This window comes from Oceanibaculum pacificum (assembly GCF_001618175.1).
GTDB lineage: Bacteria > Pseudomonadota > Alphaproteobacteria > Oceanibaculales > Oceanibaculaceae > Oceanibaculum > Oceanibaculum pacificum.
Genome location: NZ_LPXN01000004.1, coordinates 1 through 12,242 on the forward strand (window position 1 = coordinate 1; position 12,242 = coordinate 12,242).

A 12,242-nucleotide genomic window follows, 5' to 3' on the forward strand; every position below is an offset into this window, starting at 1 on the left:
CGCCGCCGCCGCCGCGCGCGCCGATGCCGCTGAGCAACCAGGTCGCGGTGCAGATGCACAAGGCGGTCAAGGACGAGGTGAACCGGGTGACGATCCATCTGCGACCCGAGCGCCTCGGCAAGGTCGAGGTCAGCATGGAGATGGACCAGGCCGGCCGGATGCAGGCGGTTATCTCCGCCGACAAGCCGGAGACGCTGGACTGGCTGCGCCGCGACGCGCAGCACCTGGAACGCGCCTTGCAGGATGCCGGCGTCAAGACGGATCAGGGCTCGCTTAGCTTCAATCTGCGCGGCGAGCAGCAGAACAACGCGCAACCCGGCCAACACCGGATCGCCGGCGGCTTCGGCCGGGGCGGTGCGGATGGCGAGATCGATGTGGCGGAACTGCCGATGGACGGAATCGTCCGCCGGCTCGACGCCCTGGTCGATGTGAGCATTTAGGAGGACAGGACGATGGCTGTTGACGGCGTAGGCCAAACCCAGACGGGCAACACGACGACCAGCGCCGCGGCCTCGCAGGCCCGGCTGACGGAAAATTTCGACACGTTCCTCACGCTGCTGACCGCGCAGCTGAAGAACCAGGATCCGCTGAACCCGATGGATTCGCACGAATTCACCAATCAGCTGGTGATGTTCAGCGGCGTCGAGCAGCAGATCAAGCAGAACCAGAACCTGGAGACGATGATCCAGCTGCAACAGATCAGCGAGCAGGCATCGACCATGTCCTATATCGGCCGCTACGTCTCGGCCGAGGGGGCGACCGCGCCGTTGCAGAATGGCGAGGCGAATTGGAGCTACGCGCTCGAAGAGGGCGCGATCTCGACCAAGCTGGACGTGCTCAATGCCGATGGCGAGGTGGTCTACACCACCAGCGGCGAGATCGAGGGCGGCGCCCACCGCTTCAAGTGGGACGGCAAGAACATCTCCGGCCAGCAGTTGGAAGACGGGGCCTACACCCTGCGCATCACCGCGCTGGATCGCGACTCGAAGGCCGTCGATTCCGCCATCGGCTATGTCGGCCGGGTGACCGGCATCGGCAAGTCCGACCTCGGCCCGGTGCTGAAGTTCGGCGAGATGGGCCTGCTGCTGGACAAGGCGATCTCGGTTGAAGAAGACCCGGCGGCCAACGCCTGAACCATGCCTTAACACGACGCAAACAGAGTTTGACAGGGCTGTAGCAAGGCGGCCCTTTTGAAGAGGAGCAGAAGCAAATGAGCGTTCTTGGTGGTCTCTATTCGGGTATCTCGGCGCTAAGCGCCCAGTCCCGCAATTTCGGCATCATCTCCGACAACATCGCCAACGTGAACACGATTGGCTACAAGGAGGTGGAGGGCCGTTTCTCCAACTTCGTCACCTCGAAGAGCGTGGCGCGCAACTTCTCGCCGGGCGGCGTGACGCTGCGGCCGTTCTACGATCCGCAGAAGCAGGGCCTGCTGCAGACCTCGGACAGCCGGACCGATATCTCGATCACCGGCAACGGCTTCTTCGTCGTGAACAAGAATGAGGATGCGGGCAGCAACGACACCTTCCTGTTCACCCGCGCCGGCGATTTCACGCCGGACAAGGACGGTAACCTGGTGAACTCCGCCGGCTACTTCCTGCAGGGCTGGGCGCTGGATTCCAGCGGCAACATCGTGAACGGGGCCAGCGTCGACCAGCTCACCAGCTTGCAGACGGTGAATGTCGCCGGCTTCTCCTCGGTCGGTCAGCCGACGCAGAACGTCTCGATCACCGCCAATCTGCCGGCGGGCGAGGACAATACTGTCGCCGGCCCGCATCAGACCACCAACATGACGGTCTTCGATTCGCTGGGCGCGCCGCAGACGCTGACATTCCAGTGGACCAAGACGGCAAACGCCAACGAATGGACCTTCGCGACCGGTATCACCGATTCGACCGGAACCTTCAACGCCATCGCCGGCGCCACGGGCACCATCCAGTTCGATGGCGATGGCTCGCTGGACGGCCCGCTGGCGACCGACGCCTTTACCGCCCTCGGCGCCGCCTTCGGCGCTCCGGCGGCGGACGGCACGTTCCAGTTCACCATCCCGGCGGCCAGCCTGGCGACATCCGGCGCGGAGCAGCCCAACGATCTGGTGGTCAATCTTAATCTTGGCGCGCCGGACGGGTCGAGCGGCCTGACCCAGTTCTCCGGCGATTACGAGCTGAAGCTGGCGAACCAGGATGGCAGCGCGCCGTCCGGCCTGGACCAGGTGATCATCGACGAGGAAGGGCTGGTGACCGGCGTGTTCGCCAACGGCCAGACCCGGGCGATCTACCAGATCGCCACGGCGACCTTCCCGGCCGCCACGCGCCTGGACCGCGACAATGGCAACGCCTTCACCATCACCTCCAACTCCGGCGATGTGGTGCTGAACCGCCCCGGCGTCGGCGCGCATGGCCTGTTGCGGCCGGAAACGCTGGAAAGCTCCACCGCCGACACGGCCGAGGAGTTCGCCGACCTGATCGTCGCCCAGCGCGCCTATTCGGCCGCCACCCGCATCGTCACCACCGGCGATGAAATGCTGGACGAGGCGATCCGCATGAAGCGGTAAAAGCCGCTTCCTGGCGTTCCTTGCTTCTGCCTCCGCGGAACCCCCGGCCATGCGCCGGGGGTTTTCGTTTGCGCATCGTCCCTACACCACCTGCCCAATGAAATCCGTCATCGCGGCCAGCACGGCGGCGCGTTGCTGGCGGTGGGGTTCGTGGGCGCAGGCGGGGATGGCCAGGGGCGTGGCCGGGCCGCCGGCGCCGGCGCAGATGGCGTCGACCTGGCGCAGGGTGGCGTATTCGTCGTCTTGGCCCTGGATGACCAGCAGCGGACAGCGGATGCGCGGCAGGCAATCCTCGATGTTCCAGTCGCGGAAGCCGGGGGAAGTCCAGGTTTCGGCCCAGGCGCGGTACAGCGTGTCGGTGTTGGCCCCGTGATATTTCGCCAGGCGCTGCGGCAGGTCGGTATCGCGATAGATGTCCATCGCCTGGCGCACGCCGGCGACCGTCACATCCTCGACGAAGACATGGGCCGCCTCGGTGATCGCCGCCGCCGTGCGGTCGGGGAAGGCGGCGGCGTAGAGCAGGGCGATGGAGCCGCCATCGCTGTGGCCGACCGGCAGTGGCCGGTCGATGCCCGCGGCATCCAGCACCTGCGGCAATATCCGCTCCGCCTCCATATGCAGGTAATCCTTGCCGCGCGGCAGCGTCAGCGGGTCGGAGCCGCCATGCCCCGGCCGCTCATAGACCAGCGCCGGCAGGCCGCTCGCCGCCACCAGCGCGTCCGGGAAATCGCGCCATTGACGGATCGATCCCAGCGCCTCGTGCAGGAACACCAGCACCGGCGCGCCCGCCTTTGGCGACCGCGCGGGGATGAGCCGCTCGGCCCGCAGTCGGCGGCCATCGGCCAGGGCGACGGTCAGGGCGGTGCGGGCGATGGCGGCGGCCGTGTCGGTCATAGCGATAGGCGCTACGGCGAAACGCGGCGTCCGTCAAGCCGGCGGCGCGCGGGCGAAGCCTGCCATGCGCCGGAAGGCAGGGGGGCATGCATCCAGCTTGACCCTGTTTGAGGCATGCTTTACTCCTAATAAGCCAAATAAAGCGCGCACCGCAAAATGCCTTTGGAAAACAGAGGCCAATAAGCGCGCAAGACAGGGAGAGTGACGTGATCGGTGCGTATTTTGCCGACAGCAGGAGAAGTGCGTCCGCGCACCTCGATTACGGGAGGGGCCGATGAGCGGACCCTATCCCGACCCGGCCCTGTTCGATACTTTCCCCAAGCTCCTGCTCCATAACGCCGCCGGGCATGCCGACGAGGTCGCCATGCGCCAGAAGGATTTCGGCATCTGGCGGGAGATGAGCTGGGGCGAATATAACGAAAAGGTGAAGCTGATCGCCCTGGGCCTGTCGGCGCTGGGCATCGGCAAGGGCGACGTCGTCGGGCTGATCGGCGACAACGACATGACCTGGGTATGCGGCGAGCTGGCGGCGCAGACGGTGCGGGCGATGAGCCTAGGCATCTATCGTGACGCGCTGGACGAGGAAGTGTTCTTCCTGGCCGATTACGCGCAGGCCAAGGCGGTGATCGCGGAGGATCAGGAACAGGTCGACAAGTTCCTCAATCTGGGCGCGCGGCTGCCGGCGCTGCAGCACATCATCTATGTCGACCCCCGGGGCATGGGCCGCGAGACCGATCCGCGGGTGCGCTCGCTCGATGCGCTGATGGCGCTGGGGCAGGAAGCCGAGAGGCAACAGCCGGGGCGTTACCAGGCGCTGGTCGCGGCGACCGACGCCGAGGATGTCGCCATCCTGTGCACCACCTCGGGCACCACCTCCAACCCGAAGCTGGCGATGCTGCAATCCGGCCGCATGGTGCGTCATGTGCTGCGCTACATGGCCGTCGATCCGAAGGATGCGACCGACGAATATGTCTCGGTGCTGCCGCTGCCCTGGATCATGGAGCAGATCTATTGCATCGGCTTCTCGCTGGTGTCGCGGATGAAGCTGAACTTCCCGGAAAGCCCCGACACGCTGATGCACGACATGCGCGAGATCGGGCCGACCTTCCTGTTGCTCGCCCCGCGCCTGTGGGAGCAGCTTGCCGCCGACATGCGGGCGCGCATCATGGACGCCTCCTCGCTGAACCGCTGGATCTTCGACAAGGGCATGAAGCTGGGCGTCGAGGCGGTGGAGCGCGGCCAGCGTTCCGGCCTGGCCGATGCCATGCTGTTCTCCGCCCTGCGCGACCGGCTGGGTTTTTCCCGCGTGCGCTCGGCCGCCACCGGCGGCTCGGCGCTGGGGCCGGACACCTTCAAGATGTTTCTGGCGATGGGCGTGCCGCTGCGCCAGCTCTATGGCCAGACCGAGCTGATGGGGGCCTATACGCTGCAGGACGGCAAGGACCTTGATTGCGACACGGTGGGCGCCGTGTTCGAGGGCACGGAGGTGCGGATCGACGATCCCGACCCCAGCGGCATCGGCGAGATCGTCACCCGGCACGACAATATGTTCCTCGGCTATTACAAGAACGAGGCGGCGACGAACGCGGATATCCGCGACGGCTGGATGTATACCGGCGATGCCGGCTTCTTCGACGCCAAGAACCGGCTGGTGGTGATCGACCGGCTGAAGGATATCGCCACCACCGCGCAGGGGCTGCGCTTCTCGCCGCAATATATCGAGAACAAGCTGAAATTCTCGCCCTACATCGCCGAAGCGGTGATCCTGGGGGCGGGACGCGACTATCTGACGGCGATCATCTGCATCCGCTACTCCATTGTCTCGAAATGGGGCGAGAAGAACCGCATCGCCTTCACCTCCTACACCGATTTGTCGAACCAGCAGCAGGTCTACGATCTGATCGCCGGCGAAATCGAGCAGGTGAATGAAAGCCTGCCCGAGGCCCAGCGCATCCAGAAATTCCTGCTGCTCTACAAGGAGCTGGACGCCGACGATGGCGAGCTGACGCGCACCCGCAAGGTGCGGCGCGGCGTGATCTCCGAGCGTTACGGGCTGCTGATCGACGCGCTCTACAGCGAGGCCGATACCGCGCATCTGGACGCGGAAGTGACGTTCGAGGACGGCCGCAAGGGCCGCGTGATGGCCGATATGCGCATTCAGGCCATCGGTTCGGGTTCCGGTGACATCAAGAAAGCGAGCTGACGGATGGCGGAGGCCGATTCCATGAACGCCGCCGCCCCGGCGGCCCTGTCCGACGCCCAAGCCGGACAGACGGTGCTGCGGCTGAACGACATTGAGCTGGGCTTCGGCGGGGTGAAGGCGATCAACAAGGTCAGTTTCGAGGTCCGCAAGGGCGAGATACTGGCGATCATCGGGCCGAACGGCGCCGGCAAATCCTCGATGCTCAACGTCATCAACGGTTTCTACAAGCCGCAGAAGGGCAGCATCGAATTTCGCGGCGAGACGCGCCGGGCGATGGACCCGAACCATGCGGCGAAGCACGGCATCGCCCGCACCTTCCAGAACATCGCGCTGTTCAAGGGCATGAGCACGCTGGACAACCTCATGACCGGCCGGCTGCTGAAGATGAAGCGCAACATCTTCTGGCAGGCGCTGTATTGGGGGCCGGCCCAGAAGGAGGAGCTGGAGCATCGCGAGGCGGTCGAGAAGATCATCGACTTCCTGGAAATCCAGGCGATCCGCCGCACCCCGGTCGGCAAGCTGCCCTACGGCCTGCAGAAGCGCGTCGAGCTGGGCCGCGCCCTGGCGATGGAGCCCGACATCCTGCTGCTCGACGAGCCGATGGCCGGCATGAATGTCGAGGAGAAGGAGGATATGTGCCGCTTCGTGCTGGAGGTGAACCAGGAATTCGGCACCACCATCGTGCTGATCGAGCACGATATGGGCGTGGTGATGGATATCTCGGATCGCGTCGTGGTGCTGGATTATGGGGTGAAGATCGCCGACGGCACGCCCGACCAGGTGCGCGCCAATCAGCGCGTCATCGACGCCTATCTCGGCGTCAGCCATTGAGGGGCGAGGGAGCGATGAAAACCCATCTTTACGCGTCATTGCCGGGTCAGGCCCGGCAATGACAAGAGTTGAAAGGGCGCGCTGACATGTTCTTTTCCTGGCCGTTCTTCTTCGAGGTGCTGATCGGCGGGCTGCTGGCCGGCGTCATGTACTCCCTGGTGGCGCTCGGCTTCGTGCTGATCTTCAAGGCGTCCGGCGTGTTCAATTTCGCGCAAGGCGGCATGGTGCTGTTCGCCGCGCTCACCCTGGTCGGGCTGATCGAGCTGGGGGTGCCGGCGGCGCTGGCCATCCTGCTGGCGATGGCGGCCATGGTGGTGCTGGCCTATGTGGTGGAAAAGGCGGTGCTGCGGCCCCTTGTGAACCAGCCGCCGATCATCCTGTTCATGGCGACCATCGGCATCACCTTCTTCATCGACGGCTTCGGTCAGACGCTGTGGGGCTCCGACGTGCACACGCTGGACCTTGGCATTCCCAACACGCCGCTGTTCTTCGGCGACATTCTGGTGAACAGCTTCGACCTGGTCGCCGCCGCCGTGGCGGGCATCCTGGTCACGGTGCTGGCGATCTTCTTCCAGAAGACCCGGATCGGCCGGGCGCTGCGCGCCGTGGCCGACGATCACCAGGCGGCGATGTCGGTCGGCATTCCCCTGCGCGTCATCTGGGTCATCGTCTGGTCGGTGGCGGGGTTGGTGGCGCTGGTTGCCGGCATCATGTGGGGCTCCAAGCTGGGCGTGCAATTCTCGCTGGCGCTGATCGCGCTGAAGGCGCTGCCGGTGCTGATCCTGGGCGGCTTCACCTCGATCCCCGGCGCCATCATCGGCGGGCTGATGATCGGCGCGGGCGAAAAGCTGGCCGAAGTGTTCATCGGCCCGTTCCTGGCCGGCGCCATCGAGGATTGGTTCGCCTACATGCTGGCCATGGTTGTGCTGCTGTTCCGGCCGCAAGGCCTGTTCGGCGAAAAGATCATCGAGAGGGTATGACGCCGTGATCTACCGCGAGGCAGGACAATTCAAGACATCCTACGCCGCCGACCAGGCGATCTTCCCGATCCGGCTGGATCGCATCGGCATTGCGGTCTGCCTGGCCATCGCCTATCTGGCGGTGCCGGCGGTGGCGAATGATTATTGGCTTTTGTCGATTCTGGTGCCGTTCCTGGTATTCTCGCTGGCGGCCATCGGGCTCAATATCCTGACCGGCTATGCCGGCCAGCTCAGCCTGGGCACCGGCGGCTTCATGGCCTGCGGCGCGTTCGCCGCCTACAAGCTGGCGACCTCCTTCCCCGATCTGCACATCATCATCGTGTTCCTGCTGTCGGGCGGGGTGGCGGCGGCGGTCGGCGTGCTGTTCGGCCTGCCCAGCTTGCGCATCAAGGGCTTCTATCTGGCGGTGGCGACGCTGGCGGCGCAGTTCTTCCTGATCTGGATGTTCAACAAGTTCGGCTGGTTCAATAATTACAGCCCGTCCGGCGTCATCTCCGCCCCGCCGATGCATCTCTATGGCGACGTCTATCTGACCGGACCGCAATCCGCGCCGGTGAATAAATACCTGTTCCTGCTGACCTTCGTGGCGCTGATGGCGCTGCTGGCGAAGAATCTGACGCGCTGCAAGATCGGCCGGTCCTGGATGGCGATCCGCGACATGGACATCGCCGCCGAGATCATCGGCATCAAGCCGCTGGTCGCCAAGCTGTCGGCCTTCGCCGTCTCCTCCTTCTTCATCGGCGTGGCGGGGGCGATGTGGGCCTTCGTCTATACCGGCTCGGTCGAGGCGCTGGCGTTCGACATCAACCGCTCCTTCCAGGTGCTGTTCATGATCATCATCGGCGGGCTGGGCAGCATATTGGGCTCCTTCCTGGGGGCCGGCTTCATCGTGCTGCTGCCGATCTTCCTGAACAATGTGCCCGGCCTGATCGGCTGGCACATCCCGGTCGACATGATCGCGCATCTGGAATTCATGATATTCGGCGCGCTGATCATTTTCTTCCTGATCGTGGAGCCGCATGGGCTGGCCCGGCTGTGGACCCTGGCCAAGGAGAAGCTGCGGCTCTGGCCGTTCCCTTATTGAACCCCCGAAAGAGGAGGTGTTTTACCGGATCGCAGCAGGTGCTAGCCTTTCATTAGAGAAACGACAAGTTTCCGCCAAAAAAACTCACAGGGAGTGAATGCGATGAATCTCAAGAAGATGCTTTTGTCGGCCGTCGCGGCGGCTGTCGTCGCGACCCCGCTGCTGGCGATGCCGGCGGCGGCGCAGAACGAGCAGTTCATGCCGCTGCTGGTCTATCGCACCGGGCCGTACGCGCCGAGCGGCATTCCGCTGGCCAATGGCTTCGTCGATTATTTCGAGCTGCTGAATGCGCGCGATGGCGGCATCAACGGCGTGAAGATCACCTGGGAAGAATGCGAAACCAACTACAATAACGACCGCGGCGTTGAGTGTTACGAGCGGCTGAAGAAGCAGGGGCCGACCGGCGCCACCGCCTTCAACCCCTACGCCACTGGCATCACCTACGCGCTGATCGAGCGCGCGACGGCGGACAAAATCCCGGTCTTCTCGATGGGCTATGGCCGCGCCGACGCAACCATCGGCTCGGTCTTCCCCTATGTGTTCACCGCGCCCGCCACCTACTGGGCGGGGGCCGACGCCATCGTCCAGCACATCCAGAAGCAGGAGAAGGGCAGCCTGAAGGGCAAGAAGATTGCCCTGGTCTATCACGACAGCGCCTATGGCAAGGAGCCGATCGCCACGCTGGAAGCGCTGGCCAAGCAGGAAGGCTACCAGCTCAACCTGTTCCCGGTCGCGCATCCGGGCCTGGAGCAGAAGGCCACCTGGCTGCAGATCGGCCGCCAGCTCCGCCCCGACTGGGTGATCATGTGGGGCTGGGGCGTGATGAACTCGACCGCCATCAAGGAGGCCTCCGCCGTCGGCTTCCCGATGAACAAGTTCGTCGGCATCTGGTGGTCCGGTTCCGAGGCCGATGTGCGCCCGGCCGGCGCGGCCGCCAAGGGCTATATGTCCGCCTCCTTCACCGGCGTCGGCGCCGGGGCCAAGGTGCATTCGGATATCCGCGACATGGTCTTCGCCAAGGGCAAGGGCATGGGCAAGGATACCTTCGGCGAGGCGCTGTATAATCGCGGCATCGTCAACGCGGCGATCATGATCGAGGCGGTGCGCACCGCCCAGGGCAAGTTCGGCAACAAGCCGCTGACCGGCGAGCAGGTGCAGTGGGGCTTCGAGAATCTGAACCTCACGCAGGAGGTCATCGACAAGCTGGGCCTGACCGGCCTGATGTCGCCGATCAAGCTGTCCTGCAACGACCATGAGGGTGGCGGCTCCATCGTCATCCAGCAATGGGACGGCAAGCAGTGGAACTTCATCTCGGACTTCATCAAGCCGCGCCGCGAGATGTTGACCAAGATGTATGAGGCGTCGGCCATGCAGTACGCGAAGGAGAAGGGCATCACCCCGCGCGACTGCTCGAAGATGTAACCGGCCGGAGGGTCCGTCCCTGGCGGCGGACCCTCCTTTCTTTCCAGCCTCCGCAGCACGGAATTATCCATGAGCAGCGCCGCCCTCCAGATGAAGCCCGCAGCATCGACAGACGCCGCCAACGCGCTTCTGGTGGTCAATAATATCGAGGTCATCTACGACCATGTGATCCTGGTCCTGAAGGGCGTGTCGCTGCATGTGCCGGCCGGCGGCATCGTCGCCCTGCTGGGCGCCAACGGCGCCGGCAAGAGCACGACGCTGAAGGCGATCTCCAACCTGCTGCGCTCGGAGCGCGGGGAGGTCACTAAGGGGTCGGTGAATTTCGAGGGCCAGCGGATCGACGGCAAGACGCCGGACGAGCTGGTGCAGCAGGGCGTCATCCAGGTTATGGAAGGCCGCCATTGCTTCGAGCATCTGACGGTCGAGGAGAATCTGCTGACCGGGGCCTATACCCGCAAGGATGGCCGCCAGGCGATCGCCGACGATCTGGAGCTGATCTACACTTATTTCCCCCGCCTGCGCGAGCGCCGCACCAGCCAGGCCGGCTACACTTCGGGCGGCGAGCAGCAGATGTGCGCCATCGGTCGGGCGATGATGAGCCGGCCGAAGATCATCCTGCTGGACGAACCGTCGATGGGCCTGGCCCCGCAGCTGGTCGAGCAGATTTTCGAGATCGTGAAGCTGCTGAACGAGAAGGAGGGCGTGTCCTTCCTGCTGGCCGAGCAGAACACCAACGTCGCCCTGCGCTATGCCAATTACGGCTACATCCTTGAAAATGGCCGCGTCGTCATGGATGGCGAGGCCGACGCGCTCCGGAACAACGAGGATGTGAAGGAGTTTTATCTGGGCCTGTCCGCCACCGGGCGGAAGAGCTATCGCGACGTGAAGCAATATCGCCGCCGCAAGCGCTGGCTCGGCTGATCCCTTCCGCTTAGGAGCATTCATGGCTGTCGAAAGCTACGACGCGCTGGAGCGGCGCGACCCCGAGGCGCGGGAGGCCGATCTGCTGGCCCGGCTGCCCGGCCAGATCGTCCACGCTCAACTCAATTCCGGCTATTTCGGGCAATTGCTGAAAGGCATCGAATCGACCGAGATCGATAGCCGCAAGGCGCTGGCGGCGTTGCCGGTCACCCGCAAGGGCGATCTGATCGAGCTGCAAAAGAAAGCGCTGCCCTTCGGCCGGTTGACCGCCACCCCGCCGGGCGGGCTGGCGCGCATCTTCATGTCGCCGGGGCCGATCTACGATCCCGAGGGGCACGGCAAGGATTACTGGCGCTTCGGCCGCGCGCTGTTCGCCGCCGGCTTCCGCAAGGGCGACATCCTGCATAATTGCTTCGCCTATCACTTCACGCCGGCGGGTGCGATGATCGAGACCGCCGCCCACGCCATCGGCTGCGCCGTGGTGCCGGCCGGCACCGGCCAGACCGAGCTGCAATTGCGCGCCATCGCCGATATCAAGCCGAACGGCTATGCCGGCACGCCTTCCTTCCTGAAAATCCTGTTCGAGAAGGCGGCCGAGGCGGGCGTCGATATTTCCTGCCTGTCCAAGGCGATGGTCTCCGGCGAGGCGCTGCCGCCTTCGCTGCGCGCCGACCTCACCGGCCATGGCTGCGACGTGGTGCAGAGCTACGCCACCGCCGATCTCGGGCTGGTCGCCTACGAATCCCAGGCCAGGGAAGGCATGATCCTGGATGAGGGGGTGATCGTGGAAATCGTGCGCCCCGGCACCGGCGACCCGCTCCCCGATGGCGAGGTGGGGGAGATCGTGGTGACCACGCTGAATTCCGATTACCCGCTGATCCGCTTCGGCACCGGCGACATGTCGGCCATCCTGCCGGGCCTCAGCCCCTGCGGGCGCACCAACCGGCGGATCAAGGGCTGGATGGGCCGCGCCGACCAGACCACCAAGGTGAAGGGCATGTTCGTCCATCCCGCGCAAATCGCCGAGCTGGCCAAGCGCTTCCCCGATCTGGGCCGCCTGCGCCTGGTCGTCAGCGGTGAGACCGGGCAGGATTCGATGCTGCTGAAGGCCGAATCGGCGGACCAGGATTCCGCCCTCGCCGGCAAGGTGGCGGAAACCCTGCAAGCCCTCACCAAGCTGCGCGGCACGGTCGATCTGGTCCCGCCCGGCTCCCTGCCCAATGACGGCAAGCTGATCGAGGATGCCCGCAGCTACCGCTGAAGCCGCTGCTTCCCTCGCCCCGGCAGGGGAGAGGGAAGCGGAGACTTGGGCTGGCGCCCGTACCTTTCCCTCGCCCCGGCAGGGGAGAGGGA

The 12,242-nt window shown here is 64.9% G+C and carries 11 protein-coding genes; 10 read left to right on the top strand and 1 reads right to left on the bottom strand.

Going from position 1 to position 12,242, the window contains the following annotated elements:
* The 3 genes from AUP43_RS01215 to AUP43_RS01225 all read left to right on the top strand — a co-directional run.
* Positions 1–440 (top strand): flagellar hook-length control protein FliK (locus AUP43_RS01215; RefSeq protein ID WP_198154777.1); only part of this gene is annotated, 440 nt, incomplete at its 5' end.
* Between the two features lie 12 nt (positions 441–452).
* On the top strand, positions 453–1,133 hold the full coding sequence (locus AUP43_RS01220) for a flagellar hook assembly protein FlgD (protein WP_067551486.1): 681 nt from the start codon (positions 453–455) through the stop codon (positions 1,131–1,133).
* 77 nt (positions 1,134–1,210) lie between these two features.
* A complete protein-coding gene (locus tag AUP43_RS01225) occupies positions 1,211–2,554 on the top strand; it encodes a flagellar hook protein FlgE (protein WP_067551488.1) in 1,344 nt (447 codons plus the stop codon).
* 81 nt (positions 2,555–2,635) lie between these two features.
* Here the strand turns inward: AUP43_RS01225 and AUP43_RS01230 are convergent, their stop codons facing one another.
* The gene (locus AUP43_RS01230; protein ID WP_084462407.1) at positions 2,636–3,448 is read right to left on the bottom strand and encodes an alpha/beta fold hydrolase; all 813 of its coding nucleotides are present in this window, start codon (positions 3,446–3,448) and stop codon (positions 2,636–2,638) included.
* A gap of 274 nt (positions 3,449–3,722) precedes the next feature.
* Here AUP43_RS01230 and AUP43_RS01235 point away from each other — a divergent pair, with 274 nt between their 5' ends.
* From AUP43_RS01235 to AUP43_RS01265, 7 genes are all read left to right on the top strand, one after another.
* Positions 3,723–5,651, top strand: coding sequence for an AMP-binding protein (locus AUP43_RS01235; RefSeq protein ID WP_067551491.1), 1,929 nt, complete (start codon positions 3,723–3,725; stop codon positions 5,649–5,651).
* Positions 5,652–5,672: 21 nt separating this feature from the next.
* Positions 5,673–6,482 (top strand): ABC transporter ATP-binding protein, encoded by an 810-nt coding sequence (locus AUP43_RS01240; RefSeq protein ID WP_232314845.1) that lies wholly within the window; start codon positions 5,673–5,675, stop codon positions 6,480–6,482.
* Positions 6,483–6,568: 86 nt separating this feature from the next.
* A complete protein-coding gene (locus AUP43_RS01245) occupies positions 6,569–7,462 on the top strand; it encodes a branched-chain amino acid ABC transporter permease (RefSeq protein WP_067551497.1) in 894 nt (297 codons plus the stop codon).
* Positions 7,463–7,466: 4 nt separating this feature from the next.
* Positions 7,467–8,546: a branched-chain amino acid ABC transporter permease gene (locus AUP43_RS01250; protein WP_067551500.1), complete on the top strand. Its 1,080-nt coding sequence runs from the start codon at positions 7,467–7,469 to the stop codon at positions 8,544–8,546.
* Positions 8,547–8,648: 102 nt separating this feature from the next.
* Positions 8,649–9,968 (top strand): ABC transporter substrate-binding protein, encoded by a 1,320-nt coding sequence (locus AUP43_RS01255; protein WP_067551504.1) that lies wholly within the window; start codon positions 8,649–8,651, stop codon positions 9,966–9,968.
* Positions 9,969–10,037: 69 nt separating this feature from the next.
* Complete coding sequence (locus tag AUP43_RS01260) at positions 10,038–10,889, top strand: ABC transporter ATP-binding protein (protein WP_198154778.1); 852 nt, start codon at positions 10,038–10,040, stop codon at positions 10,887–10,889.
* Between the two features lie 22 nt (positions 10,890–10,911).
* On the top strand, positions 10,912–12,150 hold the full coding sequence (locus AUP43_RS01265) for a phenylacetate--CoA ligase family protein (RefSeq protein ID WP_067551508.1): 1,239 nt from the start codon (positions 10,912–10,914) through the stop codon (positions 12,148–12,150).
* Positions 12,151–12,242: the final 92 nt, after the last annotated feature.